The sequence below is a fragment of the Streptomyces sp. NPDC039462 genome (assembly GCF_055639375.1).
In genome coordinates this window covers 1,755,033-1,780,445 of the sequence record NZ_JBVKAO010000001.1, presented here as the reverse complement: position 1 = coordinate 1,780,445, position 25,413 = coordinate 1,755,033, and the positions used below count along the sequence as shown (strand labels likewise).

Genomic DNA, 25,413 nt, shown 5'->3' with positions numbered 1-25,413 from the left:
TGAAATCCACGGCAATATTCCGGTGTCACTCCTTTCCGGCGCCGGTCGCGGCCCTGAGCTTTTCCGCGACGATTCCTCCGATCTGTGCCGAAGGCGCGGGCTGCAGCATGGTGTAGTGGCCGGCGGCGATTTCGTGGGACTCGATGTCGCCGCCGATGTACGGCCGCCAGCTCTCGCCGGAGACGGCTGCCGGGGTGTCCGCGGGCCGGTCCTCGGCCGCGACGAAGAGCAGCAGGTCGCCCTGGAAGCGGCGGGGCGTGTGGTGCGGGGTGAGCCGTCCGACGTTGTCGATGACCTGGCGCATGTTCGCCCTGAGTCCTTCGTCCATGTCCTGGCCGATGTTCTCGTCGGGCGGCAGCCCGAGGTCGCTTGCCCTGGGCGTGGAGGTGTCGTCCTGGCCCGCCGCGGGTTCGACGTTGCTGTACTGGGCCCCGCCGAAGCCCTCGGGGTAACCGTCGATCACCGCGAGGAGATCGACCTGTTCGCCCTGTTCCTCCAGGTGGGTGGCGACCGCCTGGGCGATGAGGCCGCCGAGGGACCAGCCGAGCAGGTGGTAGGGGCCGGTGGGCTGGACGGTCCTGATCCGCTCCGCGTAGTCGGCCGCCATCTCCGCGAGGCTCTGCGGCAGCGGTTCCGGTTCTGCGAGCCCACGGGCCTGCACGCCGTACACGGGGCGGTCCTGCGGCAGGTGCCGCAGCAGGGCGGCGTACGCCCAGCTCAGTCCCGTACCGGTGTGCATGCAGAACAGCGGCGGGAGGCTGCCCTTGGGACGCAGCGGCAGCAGCATCTCCAGGTCGCCGTGGTCGCCGCCCGCGCGCCGCCCGGCGGTGCGGGTGCCCGCACGGCCCTTGCCGCGGAGCGTGAGGAGGCCGTCGGCGGTCCGCCTGGCCCGTTCGCCCGTGCGCAGCATCCGTTCGCCCCCGGTCCCGAACGGGCAGGCGACGAACCGTTCACCGGTCGTCCCCGGCGCCTCGGCGTAGCCGCGGGCGAGGGACGATCCTGCGACGTACAGGTCTCCCGTGGCGCCCGGCGGGACCGGTCGCAGGAAGTCGTCGAGGACGAGAGCGCGGGTGTTGGGCACGGGCCTGCCGGCGGGTGCCGGGTCGGGCAGGGACTCGCCGGGCCCGGTCCGGTGGCCGAGCCACGGGCCACCGGTCTCCGCGGCGCCGTGGGCGCCGACCAGCGTGGTCCCGGGGTGGTCCGCCAGCCATGCCCGGGTGTCGTCGACGGCCGCGGGGCCGCCGGTGTCGACCACCGTCACCTCCGCGAACGGCGCCTCACCGGCCGCCCTGTCCGGCGCGGTCGGCAGCAACTCCCTTGTGGTGACGAGGTGTTGCGCGCCGGTGGGGCCCGCGGCCGGCGCGGCGGCCTCGCCGGGTGTGCCGAGGCGGACACCGCCGCCCGCGCACAGGGCGGAGAGCAGTGGTGTCAGCAGTGCGGACACCGGGGCCCGTACGTCGAGGAGCGTCACCCCGTGGTGTGCGGGGGCGGCGTGCTGGTGGTGCACCGCGTGGTCGACGAGCGTGCGGTGCTCGACGACGGCGCCCGCGACGGTCCCGTCGCCGCTGTCCGCCGCGGTGGCGCCGAGCACGAGTGCCGCCTGCCGGGGCAGGGGCGGCGCGAGCGGTGGACCGGCCTGCGGGGAGGCGCCGTTGGTCGCGGCGAGCCGCGGGTCGTCGAGCAGCAGGACGGGCACCGTCACGCCGTCGCCGAGCAGCGGCGCCAGGGCCGTCGCGCAGATCAGGGCGGCGGGGGTGACCTGCCGCAGGCAGGAGGCGACGTCCTCCATGGGCCGGTTCGGGTCGGCGATCAGGCAGGCGGCACCTGACCTGAGCACTCCGAGCAGCGCGACGACGAGGCCGGTGGTGGGCGGCAGCGCCAGGACGACCACGTCCTCGGCGCCGATGCCCCGGTCGGCGAGGCGCCGGGCGAGCCGGCCGGACGCGTCGTCCAGCGCGCCGTGGGTGAGCAGACCGTCGTGGTCCATGACGGCGACGGCGTCGGGTGCCAGCGCCGCCTGCTCGGCGAGCAGCTCGACGACGGTTCCGTCCGGGACCCGCGCCGCCGTGGCGTCGTGGGTCTCCAGGACCCGGCGGCGCTCCGCCTCGTCCAGGAGGAGTTCCACCTGGCTCAGCCGCAGTTCGGGATCGTCGGCGACCTGCTGGAGGACGCGGGTGAACCGCTGGGCGAGAGCGGTGGCGGTGGACCGGTCGAACAGTTCGGTGGCGTAGCGGATCGTGCCGTCGACGCCGTTCGGACCGCTGTCGGAGCCGTGCCGTTCGGTGAGACCGACCACGAGGTCGGCCTCGGCCGCCGGTGTTCCGACGGGCAGGCGGGTGGTGCGCAGGCCCGGCAGCTCCGGCGACTCCCACATCTCGGCGGAGTCGCCGAGGATCTCGAGGACCGCCTGGAAGACGGGGTGATGACCCGCCTCGGGCAGCGCCAGCGCGTCCACGAGGCGGCCGAAGGGCACGTCGGGGTTCTGGACCGCGCGCTGATAGGTGTCGCGTGCGCGCCGCAGCAGTTCGCGGTACGTGGGGTCGCCGGAGGTCTCCGTGCGCAGGGCCAGCGGGTCGGCGAACGGGCCGACGAGACCGTCCAGGTCGCCCTCCTCGTCCCGGCGCGGCAGCACCGTGCCGAGCGTGACGTCGGTGCCGGCGCCGAGCCCGGACAGGAGCAGCGCGAGCGCGGCCTGCACGACCATGAAGAAGGTCGCGCCGTCGGCCTCGGCGATCTCCGTGAGCCGGATGTGCGTGGCGCTGTCGAGGGCCAGCGGCACCTCGTCGGCGCGGTGGGACGGCAGGGGCGGCCGTGGCCTGTCGGCCGGCAGCTCCAGTTCGGTGGCGGCGTCCGCCAGGGCCTTCTTCCAGTAGGCGAACTGCTCGCCGATCAGGCTGTCGCGGTCCTCCTCGTCCCGGAGCATCTCCTGCTCCCAGAGCGCGTAGTCGGCGAACTGCAGGGGCAGCGGGGCCCGTTCGGGTGCGCGGCCCTCCCTGCGCGCGCCGTACGCGGCCGCCAGGTCGCGGACCAGGACGATGAGCGAGGCGTCGTCCGTGGCGATGCGGTGCACGACGAGGAGCAGCACGTGGTCGGTCTCCGCGAGCGCGAACAGGCGCGCCGTCCAAGGCGTTTCCCTGGCGAGGTCGAACTCGTGCGCGGCATGGTCGGCGAGGAGACGCGGCAGCTCGTCCTCGGTCGTGGAGGTCACGGGCAGGACGGGACGGGCGGCTTCGGTGCCCAGAACGCATTGGCGCACGTCGTCCTGGCCGGCGTTCTCGGGGCGTACGTCATCGCCCGCGCTGTCGGCACCTGTGCCGACGAACGTCGTCCGCAGGATGTCGTGCCGTGCCGCGACGTCTCCCAGCGCGGCCTCCAGCGCCTCCCGGTCGAGCCTGCCGCCGAGGCGCAGCGCGATCGAGGTCCGCTGGGCGGCGGAACCGGGGTTGGCTTTGGCGAGCCGCCAGGTGCGCAACTGGCCGGCGGTGACGGGGATCTCGTCGGGGTGGTCGACCGGCCGCAGCTCCGGGAGCTCCTTCGAGGTCAACATGCGGGCCACGCCCAGCGGGGTGGATTCGCCGAAGAACCGCCGCATGCTCAGTTCGAGGCCGAGCTCCTCGCGGATCCGCGCGGAGAGGCGCATGGCCAGGCCCGAGTCGCCGCCCAGGTCGAAGAAGTTGTTGTCGACGCCGACCCGCTCCAGGCCGAGGACCTCGGCGAACAGCGCGCACAGGGTCGCTTCGAGCTCGGTCTCCGGCTCCCGGCCCGAGATGCGTCCTGCGAAGTCGGGCCGGGGCAGCGCGCCGCGGTCGACCTTGCCGTTGGCGGTGAGCGGCAGTGTCTCCAGGACCACCACGGCGGCGGGCCGCATGTACTCGGGCAGTTCCTTCGCCAGGTGGTCGTGGACGGACTGGATCTCCAGGTCCTTGGTCTCCGGCACGATGTAGCCGACGATGCGTTTGTCGCCGGGCCGGTCCTCGCGGGCGATCACCGCGGCCTGCCGCACGCCGGGGTGCGCCGCGAGCGCCGCCTCCACCTCGCCCGGCTCGACGCGGAACCCGCGGACCTTCACCTGCTCGTCCGCCCGGCCGACGAACGACAGCTGTCCGTCGGCCGTCCAGCGGGCCAGGTCGCCGGTGCGGTACATCCGGCTGCCGCCCTCGACGAACGGGCACGCCACGAAGCGTTCCGCGGTCAGGTCGGGCCGTCCCACATATCCGCGGGCCACGCCGGGCCCCGCGACGTACAGCTCGCCCGTCGCCCCGGCCGGGACGGGGTGCAGGAAGCCGTCCAGGACGTACGTCCGTACGTTGTCCAGCGGGCGTCCGATGGCCGGGGGCTTGTCCTGCGGCCTGATGTTCTCGTCGACGGGCCCGGCGGTGGCCATGACGGTGGCTTCGGTGGGGCCGTAGGTGTTCGACACCCGCGCCTGCGTCGTCCAGCGGCTCGCGAGGCCGGCGGTCATGAGCTCAGCGCCGAGGACCCAGTTGCGCACTCCGGGGACGGAGGCGGGGTCGAGCATCGTGAGCAGGGAGGGCACGACGCTGGCCGTGCTCACTCCGGCCGACTCGATCATCTCCGCCAGCGCCGAAGGCTCCGCACGCTCCTCCGACGAGGCGATCGCCAACGTACCGCCACCGGACAGCGTCACCGCCACATCCAGCACCGCCGCGTCGAAACTGAACGACGCGAACTGCAGGACGACAGTCCCCTCGGAGACGCCCAACACCGGACGCATCGCCGCCGCGAGGTTCGCCACGCCACCATGCGCCACCGCGACACCCTTGGGGCGTCCCGTCGAGCCCGATGTGTAGATCACGTAGGCGAGTCGATCCGGTCCCGCGGCCACGGCCAGCGGTTCGGCGGACTCGGCCGCCAGGGCCTCCGCGATGTCCGCAGCGTCCAGCGGTACGGTCCGTGCCTCGCCGAGCGACACCTCGGCCAGGCTCTCCGCGACGCCCAGCACGACGGCCGCACCACTGTCGGCCACCATGAACGACAACCGGTCCACCGGATACTCCGGATCCAGCGGGACGAAAGCACCACCCGCCTTCCACACCGCGAGTTCCGCCACCACCATGTCGACCCCGCGCGGCAGACACAGACCCACACGCGACTCCGGACCCACCCCAAGACCGACCAGATAACGCGCCAGCCGATTCGCCCGCGCCTCCAACTCCCCGTACGCCAAGGCATCCGCACCACACCGCACCGCCACCGCCTCCGGCGTGCGCACCGCCTGCGCGGCGAACAGTTCGGGGACGGAGGTGTCCGGGTGGGGGACGTCCGTGGTGTTCCAGGTCTCCAGGACGCGGGTGCGTTCCGCGGCGTCGGAGATGTGGAGCCTGCCGACGGGGGCCTGCGGGTCGGCGGCCATCTGTCGCAGGGCGCGCAGCAGCCGGTCGAGGAGGGCGCGGGCCGTCTCCTCGTCGAAGGCGTCCGGGCGGTAGGTGAGCCGCATCCGCAGCCCGTTCAAGGGGTCCACGACCAGGCCGAGCGGGTAGTTGATGGACTCGCGCATGCCGGCTTCGGTGAGCTCCACTCCGGCCGGTCCCGGCTCGCGGGTGCTCCCGTCGTCCTCCGTCGACGCGTCCATGCCGGTGGGGAAGCTCTCGAACGCCATGAGGGTGTCGAACGTCGCCCCGCGGCCGGCCACGCGCTGGATGTCGCCCAGGCTCAGGTACTGGTGGTCCATCAGGACGGACTGCCGGGTCTGTACGTCCGCGAGGACGTCGGCGACGGACGTCGCCGGGTCGAACCGCACCCGTACGGGGACGGTGTTGATGAACAGTCCGAGCATGTTCTCCATGCCGGGCAGGTCCGCGGGCCGGCCGGCCACGGAGGCGCCGAACACCACGTCCTGGCGGCCGGCCAGCTGGCCGACGACCAGCGCCCACGCGGTCTGGACGACCGTGTTCAGGGTGACGCCGCGGGCGCGGGCCAGCTCGCCGAGCGCGCGGTCGAGCGCGGGGCCCGCCACGGCGAAGACCTCGCCGGACGTCGCGTTCGGGTCCGTCCCCGCGACGGCGCCCGGTGCCATGGGGACGACCTGCGTCGGCTCGTCCGTGCCGGCCAGCTCCGCCCGCCAGGCCTCCTGTGCCGCTTCCTTGTCCTGCTGTGCCAGCCAGGCCAGGTACTCGCGGTAGGGCGTCACGGGCGGCAGTCCCGCCGCTGTGCCGCCGGCTTCGTAGCACGCCCACAGTTCGCGCCGCAGGACGGGCAACGACCAGCCGTCGAGCACGATGTGATGGAGCGTCACCATCATGCGGTAGCGGTCCTCACCGATCCGGGCGAGGAGCACTTTCACCAGGGGCGGCTTCGCCAGGTCGAAGCCCTTGGCCCGCTCCTCCCTGCCGATCCGCTCGGACTCCTCCCACGCCGCGTCCTCGTCGAGCCCGCAGAGGTCCTCCTCGCGCCACGGCAGGGTCGCGCGCTCGGCGACGACCTGCACGGACTGCCCGGAGCCCGCCACCTGACGGAATCCCACCCGCAGGCTGGCATGCCGGTCGAGGAGCGCCTGCCAGGACGCGCGCAGCCGTGCCGTGTCGAGCGGTCCTTCGAGGCCGACGATCATCTGCTCGACGTACACGTCGGTGCTCTGCCGGTCGAACAGGGCGTGGAAGAGGAGGCCTTCCTGCAGTGGCGACAGCGGCCAGATGTCCACCAGGTCCGGGGCCGCCGTCTCCAGCTTCTCGATCTGTGCCTGGTCGAGGGTGACCAGCGGGAAGTCGGAGGGGGTGTGGCCGCCGGCGGTGGGTTCGTCGACGTGTGCGGCCAGGCCGGTCAGCATCGCCGCCCAGGCCTCGACCAGTGCCCGTGCCGCCGTCTCGTCGAGCAGCCGCCGCGGCCAGGCCAGGCTCAGTGTGAGCCGCGGTCCGCCGGTGGCGTCGTGGACGACGCCGGTGACCTCCAGCGGATGCGCCACGGGGAAACGGCCGCCCGCCGGGTCGCCCGCGGGTGCCCCGGTGTCGTCCGGCGCGCCGCCGGGGACCCGGCCGAGGTAGGTGAAGCCGATCCGGGCGGTGGGCAGGGCCGCGAGCCCGGCGGCGGTGTCCGCGTTGAGCCGGCGCAGCAGGCCGTGGCCGAGCCCGTCGCCGGGCACCGCGCGCAGTTGTTCCTTGACTCGTTTGATGGCCTCGCCAGCGGCCGGGCCGCCGTCGCGGAGGTCTTCGAGGTCGTCGGCGTCGGCCGTTCCCACGTCGATGCGTACCGGGTGGGTGCCGGTGAACCAGCCGATGGTGCGCGAGAGGTCCATGGTCTCGGTCAGGGCCTCGCGGCCGTGGCCCTCCACGTCGACGAGGAACCCGCCGTCCGGCGTGCCGCCGTCGCACCACTCCGCGACGGCGGCGGCGAGCCCGGTCAGGAGCACGTCGTCGACGCCCGCGTGGAACGCCTCGGGCACACCGGTCAGGAGCGCCGACGTGACGTCGGCGGGGACGGTCACGGACACCCGCCGCACGGTGTCGGCGAGGTCGAGCGCCGGGTCCATGGGCACCGCGGTGAGCTGCGGGTCGGGTCCCTGGAGCAGCTCGGTCCACGCGTCGAGCTCCGCCGTCCGTGCCGCGTCCGTCGCCTGCTCCGCCAAGGCGCGCGCCCAGTGGCGGAACGAGGTGGGCACCGGCGCCAGTTCGGGCGTACGGCCCGCGGCCGTCGCGGCGCACGCCTGCTCCAGGTCGGGCAGCAGGATCCGCCACGACACGGCGTCCATCACGAGGTGGTGCACGACCAGGACGAGGCGTCCGGCGGTGTCGGGGCCCAGGTCGAGCCAGACCACCTGCAGCATGACGCCGGCCCGCGGGTCGAGCCGCTCCACGGCGGCCCGGGTCTCCTCGGCGATGGTGCGCGGCAGGTCGTCGGGGGCCGTACCGGTCGCGTCGAAGCGGCGGACGAACGATCCGGCGGGCACGGTGCCGGGCCCGGACACCACGAGGCGGCGCTCCGGTCCGGTCTCCAGGCGGGCCCGCAGCGCGTCGTGGTGGTCGACCAGCGCCCGCACCGCGTCGGCCAGGGTCTCGGTGCGCAGGCCCGCGGGGGCCTCGACCACGGCGGACTGGACGACCCGGCCCACCGCGTCGGCGCCGACCCGGTCGATCAGTTCGTGCATCACGGGCGTCAGCGGCACCTCGCCGATGCCGGAGTCGCCGACGCCGGTGCCGACGGTGTCGGACGGGACGGCGACCAGTGCCAGGGCCGCCGGGGTGCGGTGCTCGAAGACCTGCCGGGCGGTGATCGCGAGGCCCGCGCGGCGGGCGCCGGACACCAGCATCATCGACGAGATCGAGTCGCCGCCGAGCGCGAAGAACGAGTCCTCGGCACCGGCCCGCTCGACGCCGAGCACCTCGGCGAACAGATCGCACAGGACGGCCTCGACGGGCGTCCGCGGGTCACGGCCGCCGGGCACGGCGAGTTCGGGGGCGGGCAGCGCGGAGCGGTCGAGCTTGCCGTTGACGGTGAGCGGCAGCGCGTCGAGCACGACCACCGTGGCCGGGACCATGTACTCGGGAAGCCGGGTGGCGGCGAAGGCGCGCAGCGCCTCGGTGTCGAGTGCGGGGCCCTCGGCGCCGTCCTGCCCCTGCACGGGCTGCGGGGCGTCCGTCGCGGGGACGACGTACGCGACGAGGCGTTTGTCGCCGGGCAGGTCCTCGCGGGCGATCACCGCCGCCTCGCGCACGGCCGCGTGTCCGGCGAGGACGGCTTCGACCTCGCCCGGCTCGATCCGGAAGCCGCGCAGCTTCACCTGCTCGTCCGCGCGCCCCGCGAACGACAGCTGTCCGTCGGCGGTCCAGCGGGCCAGGTCACCGGTGCGGTACATGCGCCCGGCGTCCCCGAAGGGGCACGCCACGAAGCGTTCCGCCGTCAGGTCGGGCCGTCCCACGTAGCCGCGCGCGACGCCCGGCCCTGCGACGTACAGCTCGCCGGTCACGCCGGGGGGCACCGGGCGCAGGAAGCCGTCGAGGACGTAGGTCCGCATGTTGCCGAGCGGGCGGCCGATGGCCGGCGGGGCGTCCACCGGTTTGATTCCCTCGTCGACCCGGCCGACGGTCGCCATCACGGTGGCCTCGGTGGGTCCGTAGGTGTTCCACACCCGGGCCCGCGTCGTCCACCGGCTCGCGAGGTCGGCGGTCAGCCACTCGCCTCCGAGGACCCAGTTCCGTACGCCAGGGACCGTGTCGGGGTCCAGGGCGCGCAGCACCGACGGCACGACGCTCGCGGCCTCCACGCCGGTCGTGCGGATCATGTCCGCAAGGGCGGTCGGCTCGGTGCGCTCCTCCGCGGAGGCGATGGCGAGCGTGCCGCCGGCCGCCAGGGTGACGGCGACGTCCAGGACCGCTCCGTCGAAGCTGAAGGACGCGAACTGCAGCATCACGACGCCGTCGCGCAGGTCCAGCGCGGGCCGCATCGCCTCGGCGAGGTTCAGCAGACCGTGGTGGGCGAGGGCGACGCCCTTGGGGCGGCCGGTCGAGCCCGATGTGTAGATGACGTAGGCGAGTTGGTCGGCGCCGACCGGGATGCCCAGTGGCCCGGCGGGCTCCGCCGCGATGGCCCGCGCGGTCCCCGGCTCGTCGAGGAGAACCACTCGGGCGGCGCCCACGGGTACTCCGGCGACGGCGGTGCCGGTGGCGAGGACGACGTCGGTGCCGCTGTCGGCGATCATGTAGGCGAGCCGGTCGGCCGGGTGGTCGGGGTCGAGCGGGACGAAGGCGCCGCCCGCCTTCCACACCGCGAGCTCCGCCACGATCATGTCGGTGCCGCGCGGCAGGCAGAGGCCCACGCGGTGTTCGCGGCCGACGCCGAGTCCGGTCAGGTGCCGGGCGAGCCGGTTCGCCCGCTCGTCCAACTCGCGGTAGGTGAGGGCGTCTTCGCCGCATCGCACGGCTGTCGCGTCGGGCGCCCGGCGGGCCCGTCCCTCGAACGCCTCGACGACCGAGCCGGCCGACAGGGGGCGGCCGGTCGCGTTCCAGTGCTCGATCACCGAGGTCCGCTCGGCCTGTTCCAGTACGTCGATGTCGCTCACGCGGGCCGACGGGTCGGCCACGACCTGTTCGAGGACGCGGACGAACCGCTGGACGACGGACTCCGCGGCGGCCCGGTCGAACAGGTCGGGCCGGTAGTCCAGCTTGAAGCGCATGCGGTCGCCGCCGGGCACGGCGACCAGGGTGAGCAGGTAGTGCGAGGCGTCGCGCGACGCTCCCGAGGGCCTGATGGTCACGGCGTCCGGGCCGGGCTCGGGGCCCGCGGGCGGCAGCGGGTAGTTCTCGTACAGGACGAGCGTGTCGAAGACCGCGGCGGGCCCGGCGAGCTTCTGCACCTCGGCGAGGCCGACGTGCTGGTGCGCGATCAGGCCGGACTGGGCGGCCTGCAGCCGCGCCAGGAGGTCGGCCACGGGCTGCGCGCCGTCGAGGCGTACGCGCACGGGAAGCGTGTTGATGAACAGGCCGACCATCGATTCCACGCCCGGCAGCTCCGCCGGGCGGCCCGCGACGGTCGCGCCGAAGACGACGTCGGTGCGCCCGGCGAGCCGGGCCAGGACCAGCGCCCACGCGCCCTGCACCACGGTGTTCACGGTCAGGCCACGGCCGCGCGCCAACTCCACCAGACCTGTGGTGAGTTCCGCTGGGAGGTCGGTGAGCACGTGGTCGGGCAGCACCGGGGCCCGGCTCGGGTCCGTCGGTGCGACGAGCGTCGATCCGTCGGCGCCCGCCAGCTCGGCGCGCCAGGCGGCGCGTGCCGCGTCCTTGTCCTGGCGGGCCAGCCACGCCACGTACTCGCCGTAGGGCGCCACGCGCCCGAGGACGGAGGCGTCGCCGTCCGCCTCGTACACCTGGGAGAGCTCGTTCAGGAGGACCGGCATCGACCAGCCGTCGAGCAGGATGTGATGGAACGTCATGACGAGCCGGTGCCGCCGGTCGCCGAGCCGCACGAGCAGGAGCCGCAGCAGCGGCGGGACGGCGAGGTCGAACCGCTGGGCGCGCTCGCGGGCCGCGAGGCGGTCGATCTCGGCGAGGGCCTCGGGCTCCACGAGCCCGCTGACGTCCGCCTCCCGCCAGGGCAGCGCCACCTCGCGCGGGATGACCTGCACCATCCGGGCGCCGGTCACCGGGCGGAAGCAGGCCCGCAGCGAGGCCTGCCGGGCCAGCAGCGCCTCCCACGACGCCCGCAGCCGATCCGTGTCCACAGGCCCGTCGATGTCGAGGCCCGACTGCACGGTGTAGACGTCCGGGCCCTGGTCGTCGTAGGAGGCGTGGAAGAGCATCCCCTCCTGCAGCGGCGAGAGGGGCCACACGTCCTCGACGAGGGATCGGGATCGGGTCGTCATCGGTCTGTCTCCTCATAACGGCTGGTGGCTGTGGGCCATGGCTTCTCGCCGGCGAATCCGGCTTCTAGTTCCTCGATCTGGTGTTGTGCGAGGTTGAGGAGGTGGAAGTCGGATGGGGTGTGTCCGCCCGCCGTGGGGTCGGCGGTGTGGTCCGCCAGGCCGGCCAGCATCGCCAGCCAGGCCCTGCCGAGCTGTTCGGCGTCGGCCTCCTCCAGCAGCCGGCTCGCCCAGCTCAGCGTGATGGTCAGTGCGGGCCCGTCGGCGGTGTCCCTGACCACGGCGCTCGCGTCCAGTGCGTGGGTGGCGGGCATGTCCGGGTCCACCGAGCCGCCGATCGCGGTCTCACCGGTCATCTCCCACGGCCCCGGCGGTCCCGCGGCGCGGCCGCCGCCCGCGGCGAACCGGCCCAGGTAGTTGAAGCCGATCTGCGCGGCCGGCGCGGCCTCGAACACGGGACGCGTCCCGGGGTTGAGCCGGCGCAGCAGTTCATGGCCGAGTCCGTCGCCGGGCACCGCCCTGGCCTGCTCCTTCACGGCCTTCACCAACGTACCGGCAGCGGGCCCGCCGGCCCTAGCGGCGTCCAAGTCGGCGCCGGTCACCTCGAGCCGCACCGGGTGCACACCGGTGAACCAGCCCACCGTCCGCAACAGGTCGACGTCGCCGAGGGGTTGGCGGCCGTGGCTCTCGATGTCGACAAGGAGTCCGGACGCGGTCTCCGGCCGCCACTGCCCGACCGCGCCCGCGAGGGTCGCGAGGAGCACGTCGTCGACGCCGCAGTGGAAGGCGGTGGGCGTGCGGCCCACGAGGGTGGCGGCGTGTTCGGACGGCACGGCCCACGAGCGGTGGCGCAGGGTACGTACGGTGTCGACGGCCGGGTCCAACGCGCGGGCGGCGACGGCTTGTTCGTCCTTGCCGAGCAGGGCCAGCCAGTCGTCCGTCTCCGCGACCCGCCGTTCGTCGGCCGCCTCGGCGGTCAGCAGCTCCGCCCAGCGGCGGAACGACGTCCCGACGGGCTCCAGTTGGGGCGCGTGGCCCGCCGCTGCCGCTTCGCAGGCGGCACGCAGGTCGGGGACGAGGACGCGCCACGACACGCCGTCGACGACGAGGTGGTGCACCACCAGCACGATCCGGCCGGTGCGGCCGGGGCCCGCGTCGACCCAGACCGCCCGGGCCAGCACTCCGGCGGACGGGTCGAGCTGTCGCGCCGCTTTCTGGGCCGCGCGGCCGGCGATCTCGTCGAGGGTGACGGCGGCGGTGGCTTTCGCGGCTGCGGTGGTGGCGGTGGTGGTCGTCGTCGCGTCGACGCGTGACACCAGGGCCGCCGCGTCGACCGACCCCCGTTCCCCGACGACCAGCTTCGGCTCGCCGGGCACGGTCCGGGCGCGCAGCATGTCGTGCGTGTCCAGGACGGCGGCGAGGCCCGTCGAGAGGACGTCGAGGCCGAGCCCGGCCGGGGCGCCGACGACCACCCACTGCGCGAACGCGGGGCTCGTCGCCCGCTCGCCCAGCGCGTGCATCACGGGGGTCCAGGGCACCTCGCCGACGCCGATGTCGTCGGGTGTGGTCTCCGGTTCGGCGGCCACCGTCACCTGCGCGAGGCGTTCGGGCGTCTTCTCGTCGAACACCTGCCGCGAGGTGAGTGTCAATCCTGCCCTGCGTGCCCGTGACGCGAGCTGCATCGACATGATCGAGTCGCCGCCGAGTTCGAAGAAGCTGTCGTCGACGCCGACCCGTTCAAGGCCGAGCACCTCGGCGAACAGGTCGCACAGGGCCCGCTCGGTCGCGGTGCGCGGCGCACGGCCGGTGACCCGCCCGGCGAAGTCGGGGGCCGGAAGGGCGGCCCGGTCCACCTTCCCGTTGGGGGTGAGCGGCAGCCGCTCCAGGGGGACGAAGGCGGTCGGCACCATGTACTCGGGGAGCCGGTCGCGGACGTACGCGGGGAGCCCGGGGGGCTCAAGGAGGGCGCTGGACCCGGGAGGTCCCTCGGGGCCAGGAGGCTGGGTAGGCCGCTCGCCGTCGGTGACCACCACGTACGCCACCAAGCGGTGGGCGTCGTCGGGGCCGTCGCGGCGCGCGACGACCGCGGCCTGCGCGACGTCCGGGTGCGCGGCGATGACCGCCTCGATCTCGCCCGGCTCGATCCGGTGGCCCCGGATCTTGACCTGGTCGTCGGCGCGGCCCACGAAGTGCAGCTCGCCCCGGTCGGTCCACCGGGCCAGGTCACCCGTGCGGTACATCCGCTCCCCCGCCCCGAACGGGCAGGCCACGAACCGCCGCGCCGACAGTCCCGCACGTGCCAGGTAGCCGCGGGCGAGTCCCGCGCCGGTCACGTACAGCTCGCCGGTCACTCCCGGAGGCACGGGCAGCAGGAACTCGTCCAGGACGTAGACCTGTACGCCGGTCATCGGCCGCCCCAGCGGGACGATGTCGCGGCCGGGCGTCAGCGGCTCGCTCATCGCCGCGCAGACCGTGGTCTCGGTCGGCCCGTACGCGTTGACCATCCGCCGGCCCGGCGACCACCGGTCCACCAGGCCTGGCGGGCACGCCTCCCCGGCCACCACCAGCGTCTCCAGCTCGTCCGGCAGGGCGTCCTCGACCGCCAGTACGCTCGGCGGCACCGTCACATGCGTCGCACGCGTCTCCCGCAGCACCGCGTCCAGCGACACCCGCGGCGGCAGTTCGTCCGCCCCCGCGACGATCAGCGTCCCGCCCGAGAGCAGCGCCATGCACAGCTCGGAGACGGCGGCGTCGAAGCTCAGCGACGCGAACTGCAGCACACGCGACTTGGCCCGCACGCCGAAGCGGTCGATCTGGGCCCGCGCGAGGTTCTCCAGGCCCGCGTGGGTGACGACGACACCCTTGGGCGCGCCGGTGGAGCCCGAGGTGTAGATGACGTACGCGGCGTGGGCGGCCGTCAGCGGCACCGACCGCTCCGCGTCCCGCACCGGACCCGCCGGAAGCCGCCCGATCTCACGCGCCACCACCGGGTCGTCCACCACCACGACCCGCCCCGCGAACCCCTCGGGCACCACACCCCGCGAGGCCGTCGTGCACACCACCACCGCCGGATCCGCGTCACGCAGGACGTACGCGACCCGCTCCGCCGGATATCCCGCGTCCACCGGCACGAAGACACCTCCCGCCAGCGACACCGCAAGCAGGGAGACGAGCAGGGAGGCGGACCGCTCCCCCACCACGGCCACCCGGACCTCGGGCCCCACGCCCGCGGCCACCAAGTGCCGGGCGAGACGGCTCGCCTCCGAGCTCAACTCGGCGTAGGACAGCCGCTCTTCACCCGCCTCCAGCGCCACCGCGTCCGGCGATGCCACCACCTGTCGGCCGAGCAGCTCCGGAAGTGGCGCCGGGGCCGCCGGCGCTCCTGTGGCGTTCCACTGGCGCAGGACCCGGTCGCGCACGTCGGGGTCGGCGACGTCGACGCGGCCCACGGGAACCGACGGGTCGGCGACCAGCTGTTCAAGGACCCGCACCAGTGAGGCGACCATCCGCTCGGCGCGGGCGCGGTCGTACACGTCCGGCCGGAAGACGAAGTCGCCCTGCATGCGTTCGCCCGGTGAGACGACGAAGGTCAGCGGGTAGTGGCCCATGTCCTGCGGCATGCCCGCGGGGCGGATGGTGAGGGCCCCGGGGGACGCGTCGGTCGCGGGCGGGTGGGGGTAGTTCTCGTAGACGACGAGCGTGTCGAAGTCCGCGCCCACTCCGGCGAGTTGGCGGATCTCGGAGAGGCCCACGTGCTGGTGGGCCATGAGGGCGACCTGGCGTTCCTGGAGTCCGGCCAGCATCTCGGCGGCGGGCTGCCGGGCGTCGAGGCGGACCCGCACGGGGAGGGTGTTGATGAAGAGGCCGATCGCCGATTCCGCGCCGGGCAGGTCGGGGGGCCGCCCCGCCACGGTGGCGCCGAACACCACGTCGGTGCGCCCGGCGAGGCGTGCGAGCAGCAGCGCCCACGCGCCCTGCACCAGCGTGTTCACCGTCAGTCCGCGGTCGCGGGCCAGTGCGGCGACGCTCCGCGACAGTTCCTCGGGGAACGCGAAGCGCACCCGGTCGGGCACGACAGGCACGCGCACCGAGTCCGCGGGCACGACGAGCGTCGGCTCGTCCAGACCCGCCAGTTCCGTGCGCCAGGCCTGCCGCGCCTTCTCCTTGTCCTGACGGTCGAGCCAGGCCAGGTACTCGCGGTACGACGTCACCGCCGGCAGGTCCCGTTCGTCGCCGCCCGTCGCCAGGGCCTCGTAGGCGGCGGACAGGTCGCCGATCAGGACGGGCAGGGACCAGCCGTCCATGATGATGTGGTGGCTGGTGATGACCAGGTGGTGACGGTTTTCGCCGAGGCGGATCAGGAGCAGCCGCATCAGCGGCGCCCGCGTGACATCGATCCGTTCCGCGCGTTCGCTCGCGGCGAGGCGCTCGGTCTCAGCCTGCACCTCGTCCTGGGCGAGGCCCGTCAAGTCGGCCTCGCGCCAGGGAAGTTCCACGTCTCGCGCCACGACCTGCGCGGCCTCACCCGATGCCAGGCGGTGGAAGCTCGCGCGCAGGGTCGGGTGCCGACGTACCAGGGCCCGCCACGCGTCGCGCAGCCGGGCCGCGTCCAACGGGCCGTCGAGCTCAAGGGCCCGCTGGCCTTCGTAGACGTCAGGGCCGTCCTCGTCGTAGGTGGCGTGGAACAGCATGCCTTCCTGCAGAGGCGACAGCGGCCATACGTCGGTCAGTCCGGGCACCGCGGCAGCGAGGTCCTCCACATCGCCCTGCGTCAGGGCGGCGCCCATGAGGGGGAAATCGGAGGGTGTGTGCCCGCCCGCGGCGGGGTCGGCGATGGTATGTGCGGCAAGGCCGTCCAGCATCGCCGCCCAGGTCCGGCCGAGCCGCTCGGCCTCGGCCTCCGGCACCAGTTCGCCCGCCCAGCTCAGCGTGAGCGTCAGCTCCGGTCCTTCCGGGGTGTCGCGCACCGCGGCCCCGGCGTCCAGGGCGTGTTGCAGGGGCATGTCGGGGGCGACGGTTCCGCCGATCGCGGTCTCGCCGGTCAACTGCCACACGTGGGGCGCGCCTTGGTGCTCCTTGGGCGCGCCCCCGGTGAAGCGGCCCATGTAGTTGAAGGCGATCTCCGGGGCGGGGCGGGCGCGGAGCAGAGGCGCCGTATCCGGGTTGAGGTGGCGGAGGAGTTCGTAGCCGAGTCCGTCGCCCGGGACCGCGCGCAGGTGCTCCTTGACCGTCTTCAGCAGCGTCCCGGCCGCGGGCCCGCCCGCCACGACCTGGGTGAGATCGATACCGCTCGCGTCCACCCTGACCGGGTGTGCGCTGGTGAACCAGCCGACCGTGCGCGACAGGTCCACGTCACTGATCGGCTCCCGACCGTGTCCCTCGACGTTGATGAGGAGGCCGGACGCCGCCGCCTCCGGCCCGCAGTGCGTGACGGCGGCTGTCAGTGCCGCCAGCAGGACGTCGTCGACACCGCAGTGGAAGGCGGTCGCCGTACGGCTGAGCAGCACCTCGGCCTGCTCCGGTGGCACCACCCAGGTACGGCGGCGCGCGGTCCGGGCAGTGTCGATGTCGGGGTCCAACGCTCGTCGCGCGACGGGGTGTTGGCTCTGCCGAGCCTGTTGTGACTGCTGGGCCTCGCCCAGTAGGGCCAGCCAGTCTTCCAGCTCTGCGACCCGGCTCTCGTCGGTCGCCTGGGAGGCCAGCAGCTCAGCCCAGCGGCGGAACGACGTGCCGGCCGGGTCGAGCCGGGGCGTCCGCCCGTCGGCCGCCGCCTCGCACGCGGCCCGCAGGTCCGGGACCAGGACGCGCCAGGACACACCGTCCGTGACCAAATGGTGGGCGACAAGGATGAGTTGACCGGTTCGTTCGGGGCCCGCGTCGGCCCATACCGCCTGCAGCATCACACCCGCTGCCGGGTCGAGTCGGCCCACAGCGGACCGGGCCAGCTCGCCCAGGTCCGGGCCGTCCGCGCCGATGTTCGACGCGTCCACGCGGATGGTCAGGCTCTCGGCGTCCGGCGTTCCCGGCTCACCGACGAACAGCTTCGGCTTGCCCGGGACGGTGCGGGCCCGCAGCATGTCATGCGTGTCAAGTACGGCGTTCAGCCCCGTCGCGAGGACGTCCGGGCGCAGCCCGGCCGGGGTGGCAAGCACCACCCACTGCGCGAATTCGGCGCTGGTGACGCGGTCGCCCAGCGCCCGCATGACCGGCGTCCAGGGCACCTCGCCCACACCGACATCGGCGGGCGCGACCTCACGGGCCGCCGTCTCCACGACGAGCGCGAGCCGTTCCGCCGTCTTCTCCTCGAACACCTGGCGGGGCGTGAGGACGAGGCCCGCCTGGCGGGCCCGGGATGCCAACTGCATGGAGCTGATCGAGTCACCGCCCAGCTCGAAGAACCCGTCCTCGACCCCGACCCGCTCCAACCCCAACACCTCGGCGAACAGATCACACAGGACCCGCTCCGCCTCCGTACGCGGCTCACGCCCCGACACCCGCTCCGCGAAGTCCGGCGCGGGCAGAGCCGCCCGGTCCACCTTCCCGTTCACCGTCAACGGCAACGCGTCCAGCACCACCACCGCCACCGGCACCATGTACTCCGGCAGCACCCCCGCCACGAACGCGCGCAGCTGCTCGGGATCGGCGTCCTCCTGGTCATGAGGCGCGACGTATCCGACAAGGCGCTTCTCGCCGGGGCGGTCCTCGCGGGCGACCACCGCCGCCTGACCGACCGACTCGTGTCCGGCGAGTGCGGCCTCGATCTCACCCAGCTCCACACGGAACCCACGGACCTTGACCTGCGCGTCCGCGCGCCCCACGAACAGCAGCTCACCCTCGGCCGACCAGCGCACGAGGTCGCCGGTCCGGTACATCCGCCCGCCCGCGCCGAAGGGGCACGCCACGAAGCGCTCCGCCGTCAGGCCGGACCGGTGCAGGTAGCCGCGCGCGAGGCCGGGCCCCGCGACGTACAGCTCGCCCACGGTCCCCGGGGCCACCGGTTTCAGGAAGACGTCGAGCACGTAGGCACGGGTGTTGACCAAGGGGCGGCCAACCGGGACGGGGCCCACCCCCGCCGCCGGCCGCAAGGGTTCGCTCATCGCCGCGCAGACGGTCACCTCGGTGGGGCCGTACGCGTTGACCAGGCGACGGTCCGACCAGCGCCGCGCCAGCCAGGAGGGGCACTCCTCGCCCGCCACCACCAGTGTCTCCACGGTGTCCGGCAGGGCGTCGACGGTCCCGAGGACCGACGGGGGCACGGTCATGTGGGTGACGCCGAACTCGGCGGCGACCTCCTCCAGCCTGCCGTGCGGCGGCAGCCTTTCACCGTCGACCACGACCAGTGCGGCGCCTGACAGCAGCGCCATGCACATTTCGGAGACGGCGGCGTCGAAGCTCCACGAGGCCAGTTGCAGGACACGTGAGTCCGGTCGTACGGCGAAGCGTTCGATCTGGCCGGTGGCGAGGTTGCCGATGCCGCCGTGCGTGACGACCACGCCCTTGGGCGTACCCGTCGAACCCGAGGTGTAGATCACGTACGCGGGGTCCTCCACGCGGCACGCGGGCCGAACCGGCCAGGTTGCACTCCTGGCGAGCGCGGAGGCGGACACCGGGGTGTCCAGCACCCAGCGGGGGGCGCGGGTGGTGCCCGTGGGGATCACCGGCTCGGTCGCCGTCGTGCACACGACCAGTGCGGGGTCCGCGTCGGCGAGCACGTGCGCGATCCGCTCCGCCGGGTACGCGGGATCGACCGGTACGAACGCCGCCCCGGCCCGGGCCACGCCCAGCAGCACCGCGACCACGTCCACGGACCGCTCCATGATCACGCCGACCAGGTGCCCCCGGCGTACGCCGCGCGTCACCAGCTCGTGCGCCACACGGTCGGCCGCCCGGCCGAGTTCGGCGTACGTCCACTGCCGGCCCGCCCCGATCACGGCCGGCGCGTCCGGGGAGCGGCGCACCTGCTCGTCGAAGAGCGCACCCAATGTCCCTGTGCGGACCGGGCCGGCCGTGTCGTTCCACCGCTCCACGACCGAGGTGCGCTCGGCCGTCTCCAGTACGTCGATGTCGCTCACGCGCAACGCCGGGTCGGCCGCGATCTGCTCGAGCACCCGCATGAGCTGCCGGCCTACCTGAAGGGCCCGCTGCCCGTCGAACACGTCCGGCCGGTACGTCACCCGGACCTCGATGCGGTCGTCCGGGACGACGCCTATGGCCAGCGGGTAGTGGGTGCCCGCCTGGCTGCTGAGCTGGGTGAGGGTGACGGGGGTGGGGGCGGTGCCGGCGGTGGTGTCGGTGCCGGCAGTGGTATGGGTGCTGGCAGTGGTGTCGGTGCTGGTGGCTGTGTCCGTGAGCCGGGAGGTGTTCCGGGGGTAGTTCTCGACCATCAGCATCGTGTCGAAGACCGCGCCGGGCCCGCCGAGCGCCTGGATCTCGGCAAGGCCTGTGTGCTGGTGGGGGAGCAACGCGGCCTGTCGCTCCTGCAGCGCGGTGAGCAGCTCCGCGACGGGCTGCGCGCCGTCGAGGCGTACGCGTACCGGCAGGGTGTTGATGAACAGGCCGATCATCGACTCGATGCCGGGAATCTCCGGTGGCCGCCCCGCCACCGTCGTACCGAACACGACGTCCGTACGCCGGGCGAGGCGGGCGAGGACCAGCGCCCACGCGCCCTGCACGACGGTGTTGACGGTCAGCCCCTGGGAACGGGCCCATTCGGTGAGGGCCCGCGTCGCCTCCGTGGACAGCCGCACCGAACGTTCCTCGGACAGGACGAGGCCGCCGCCGAGATCCGCGGGCGCCACGAGCGTCGGCTCGTCGGTCCCGGCGAGCTCCGCCCGCCAGGCGGCCCGCGCGGCTTCCTTGTCCTGGCTGCCCAGCCAGGAGAGGTAGTCCCGGTACGAGGCCGACCGGGTCGGGGGCGTGGCGGTCGTTTTGGCAGTGACGGCGATGACGGTGTCGGTCGCGGTGGCTGCCGCGTAGGTCGCCGAGACCTCGTTGAGCATGACCGGCGTCGACCATCCGTCGGCCACGATGTGGTGGCTGGTGACGACGAGCCGGTACCGGTCCGTGCCGAGGCGGATCAGCAGCAGGCGCAGCAGTGGCGCAACTGTCAGGTCAAGCCGCGCCGCCGCCTCGTTCTCGGCGAGTCGGTCCGCTTCGGCGAGGGCGTCCTCCCAGGCGAGGCCCGTCAAGTCGACCTCGCTCCAAGGAAGTTCAACGCGCTGGGCCACCGCCTGCACGGCCTCGCCCGAGGCGAGGCGGTGGAAGCCGGCGCGCAGCGCGTCGTGCCGGGCGACCAGCGCTTCCCAGGCCGCCCGCAGCCGCCGGGCGTCCAGCGGGCCGTCGACGGCGAGCACACGCTGACTCTGGTAGGCGTCGGGGCCTTCCCGGTCGTACGTGGCGTGGAACAGCATGCCTTCCTGCAACGGCGACAACGGCCATACGTCGGCCAGGCCCGGCACCGCCGCCTCCACCCTGTCGACGTCGGCCTGCGTGAGGGCAGCGCCGAGGAGGGGGAAGTCGGAGGGTGTGTGTCCGCCCACGGTGGGGTCGGCGGTGGTGTGCGCGGCAAGGCCGGCCAGCATCGCCACCCAGGTACGGCCGAACCGCTCGGCCTCGTCCCGCGTCAGCACTCCGCCCGGCCAGCTGAGCCGGATCTCCAGCTCGGGCCCGTGGGCCGTGTCACGAACGGACGCGTTCGCCTCCAGGGCGTGCGGCAGGGGAAGATCCGGGGCGACGGTGCCGCCGATCGCGGTCTCGCCTGCCAACTGCCAGGCGCGCGATTCCCCTTGATGCTCCCTGGGCGCGCCCCCGGCGAAGCGGCCCATGTAGTTGAAGCCGATCTCAGGGGCTGGACGGGCGCGGAGAAGCAGGGCTGTTTCCGGGTTGAGGTGGCGGAGCAGTTCGTAGCCAAGTCCGTCACCCGGGACCGCGCGCAACTGCTCCTTGACCGTCTTCAGCAGCGTCCCGGCTGCGGGTCCACCCGCCATGACCTGGGTGAGATCGATACCGCTCGCGTCGACCCTGACCGGGTGTGCGCTGGTGAACCAGCCCACCGTGCGTGACAGATCCACGTCGCCGCTCGGCTCACGACCGTGCCCCTCGACGTCCACCAGTAGGCCGGACGCCGCCGCTGCCTCCGGCCCGCAGTGCGCGACGGCGGCCGTCAGGGCCGCCAGCAGGACGTCGTCGACGCCGCAGTGGAAGGCAGCAGGTGCCGGACCGAGCAACGCTTCGGCCTGCTCCGGCGGCACCACCCAGGTCTGCTGGTGCAGGGTCCGAGCGGTGTCGACGTCGGGGTCGACAGCCCGTTGTCCGATGGGCTGTTGAGCCTCGCCCAGCAGTTCAAGCCACTCGTCCAGCTCCGCGACCCGGCTCTCGTCGGTCGCCTCCGTCGCCAGGAGTTCCGCCCAGCGGCGGAACGAGGTCCCGGCCGGTTCCAGCTTCGGCGCACGCCCCTCGGCCACCGCCTCACACGCGGCCCGCAGGTCCGGAACCAGCACCCGCCAGGACACACCGTCCACCACCAGGTGATGCGCTACGAAGATGAGTTGACCCAGCCGCTCAGGCCCCGCATCCACCCATACGGCCCGCACCATCACCCCGGACACCGGATCCAGCCGCCCCGCCGCCTCCTGCGCGGCCGCCACCCCGATCTCCCCCAACACATCCGTAGTGGCACCCGTCGCGTCGACACGAGAGACCAAAGCCCCGGCATCGACCGACCCCGGCTCACCCACGACCAGCGTCGCCTCACCGGGAACAGCGCGCGCCCGCAACATGTCATGCGTATCGAGAACGGCTGCGAGGCCTGCCGCAAGAACATCCAGGCCCAGTCCGGCCGGGGCACCCAGCACCACCCACTGCGCGAACCCCGGCCGTGCGGCCCGCTCACCCAGCGCCCGCATGACCGGCGTCCACGGAACTGGGCCGGTACCGACGTCCGCAGTCCGCACATCACGGTCGGCCGCCGTCTCAACGACCAGTGCCAGCCGTTCGGGGCTCTTCTCGGTGAAGACCTGGCGGGGTGTGAGGACGAGCCCGGCGCGGCGGGCCCGGGATGCCAGCTGCATGGAGCTGATCGAGTCACCGCCCAGCTCGAAGAACCCGTCCTCGACCCCGACCCGCTCCAACCCCAACACCTCGGCGAACAGCCCACACAGGATCCGCTCCACCTCCGTACGCGGCTCACGCCCCGACACCCGCTCCGCGAAGTCCGGCGCGGGAAGTGCCGCCCGGTCCACCTTCCCGTTCACCGTCAACGGCAAGGCGTCCAGAACCACCACCGCCACTGGCACCATGTACTCGGGCAGCACTCCCGCCACGTACGCACGTATCTGCTCGGGATCCACGTCGTGCCGGTTATCAAGCACGACGTAACCCACGAGGCGCTTCTCACCGCCCGGGGTGTCCCGGCGAGCCACCACCACTGCTTGCCCCACGGACTCATGTCCGGCAAGTACGGCCTCGACCTCGCCCAGCTCCACCCGGAACCCACGGATCTTGACCTGCTCGTCCGCACGCCCCACGAACAACAACTCACCCTCACCGGACCAGCGCACGAGGTCGCCGGTTCGATACATACGCCCGGCCCCGCCGAAGGGGCACGCCACAAAGCGTTCCGCCGTCAAGGCAGGCCGTCGCAGGTAACCGCATGCCAGGCCGGACCCGGCGATGTAGAGCTCGCCCGTGACACCGGGCGGGACCGGGCGCAGGAAGGCGTCCAGGACGTACACCTGCCGGTTGGCGAGCGGGCGCCCGATCGGCAGGGCCGGACGGCTGGGCGCACCCACCGGCAGCACATGCCATGTCGCACACAGGGTGATCTCGGTGGGGCCGTAGAGGTGCCGTACTGCCACGTCCGGGCACACCTCCCGCACCCGTGCCACCGCACCGGCCGGCACCACATCACCACCGGTCAGCACTTCCTTCAGCCCGGCGAAACACTCCGGGGACTCCTCCGCAAGCACCCGGAACATCCCCGCCGTCACATGCAACACCGACACACCACCGGCAATAGCGGTACGAATACGGCCCGCATCGACCACGCCCGGCCCAGCCACCACCACACGGCCACCAGCCGCCAGCGGAACCCACACCTCGAACAACGACACATCAAAGGCATGCGGCGCATGCATCAACACCGCATCACCCGCACCCACCGACCAGCCCGAATCCCCCACCAGCCCCGCCACCGCACCATGCGGAACCGCCACACCCTTCGGCACCCCCGACGACCCCGACGTATACATCACATACGCCACGTCCTCCGCCCCGATCCCGACGACCGAGCGGCCAACCGGACACCCCGCAACAGCCGCACGCACCCCCGGATCGTCCAGCACCACCAGCCGCGCCCCGACATCCGCGGGAACCACGCCCCGATAGGCCTCCGTGCAGACGACCGCTACCGGCGCCGAGTCCTCCAGCAGGAACGCCACCCGCTCCCCCGGATACTCCACATCCACCGGCACATACGCCGCCCCAGCACGCCACACCCCCAACAGCGCAACCACCAGATCGACCGACCGCTCCATCACCACCGCGACACGATCACCACGCCCCACCCCCACACCCGCCAGATACGACGCCAGACGACCCGCCGCCACATCCAACTCCCCGTAGGAAATGGACCGTTCACCGTCCGCGATCGCCACCGTGCCCGGTGCGCGTTCCACCTGGCGGGCGATCAGTTCAGGGACGGTCCCCACCGGTGCCGGCCGTTGTGTCGCGTTCCAGCCCTCCACCACCAGCGACCGCTCCGCCGCGCCCACCACGTCGACGTGTCCCACGGGCAGCGACGGATCGGCCACCAGTTGTTCGAGGACCCGTGTGAGCCGGTCGATGACCGACTGGGCGGCGGCACGGTCGAACAGGTCGGGGCGGTAGTCGAGCTTGAAGCCCATCCGGTCGGCCTCGGGCGCCACGACCAGCGTGAGCGGGTAGTGCGCCGCCTCCTCGCCGCCGAGGAACCGGATGGCGAAGGTGCCGGGGGCGGGTTCCTCCTCCGGGGGGCGCGGGTAGTTCTCGTACACGACGATCGTGTCGAAGACCGCTCCGGGGCCCGCGAGTTTCTGGATCTCGGGCAGTCCGAGGTGCTGGTGGGCCATGAGGCCGGCCTGGCGTTCCTGGAGGGCGGTGAGCAGCTCCGCGACGGGCTGCGCGCCGTCGAGGCGTAGGCGTACCGGGAGCGTGTTGATGAACAGGCCGATCATCGATTCCACGCCCGGCAGTTCGGCCGGGCGACCGGCCGCTGTGGCACCGAAGACGACGTCGGTACGCCCGGCGAGGCGGGAAAGGACCAGCGCCCACGCGCCCTGGATCACCGTGTTCACCGTGACTCCGACGGCACGGGCCGCCTGGGCGAGGCCCTGCGTCAGCTCCTCTGAGACGTGGGTGATCAGGCTTTCGGGGGTCACGGGCGTCCGGCCCGGGTCCGCCGGTGCCACCAGCGTCGGCTCGTCGGCCCCGGCAAGCTCCGCCCGCCAGGCGGCCCGCGCGGCACCCTTGTCCTGCCGGTTCAGCCAGGCCAGGTAATCGCGGTAGGACGTCGTGCGGGGCAGGGCCCGGGTGTGGCCGCCCGCCGCGTACACGGCGGGCAGTTCGTTGAAGAGCACCGCCATGGACCAGCCGTCCATCACGACGTGGTGACTGGTGACGACCAGCCGGTGCCTTTCCTCGCCCAGCCGGACCAGGAGGAGCCGCAGCAGCGGGGCGTTCGCCGGGTCGAAGCGTTGCGTCCGCTCCCGAGCCGCCAGCCGCTCGGTCTCTGCGAGGGCCGCGTCCTCCGGCAGGCCGGAAGCGTCCACCATGTTCCACGGCAGCACGGCCTCGCGCGCGATGACCTGCACCGCCTCCCCGGACTTGCGGCCCCGGAAGCTCGCCCGCAGCGCGCCGTGCCTGGCCAGCAGTGCCTGCCACGACCGTCGCAGCCGTTCCACGTCCAGAGGTCCGACCAGCTCCAGCATGCGCTGCCCCTGGTAGACGTCCGGCCCCTGGTCGTCGAAGGCGGCGTGGAACAGCAGCCCTTCCTGCAACGGCGACAGCGGCCAGACATCCTCGACAAGGGATCGGGTCATCGTCTCTGTCTCCTCACAGCGGCAACA

At 73.3% G+C, this 25,413-nt stretch carries 2 protein-coding genes; both read right to left on the bottom strand.

Annotation, left to right across the window (positions count from 1 at the left end; translation table 11 throughout):
- Positions 1-25 precede the first annotated feature (25 nt).
- On the bottom strand, positions 26-11,314 hold the full coding sequence (locus ACZ7LU_RS07220; RefSeq protein WP_471915970.1) for an amino acid adenylation domain-containing protein: 11,289 nt from the start codon (positions 11,312-11,314) through the stop codon (positions 26-28).
- Positions 11,311-25,386, bottom strand: coding sequence for an amino acid adenylation domain-containing protein (locus ACZ7LU_RS07215; RefSeq protein WP_471915969.1), 14,076 nt, complete (start codon positions 25,384-25,386; stop codon positions 11,311-11,313). The genes ACZ7LU_RS07220 and ACZ7LU_RS07215 overlap by 4 nt, the downstream gene beginning before the upstream one ends.
- Positions 25,387-25,413 lie beyond the last annotated feature (27 nt).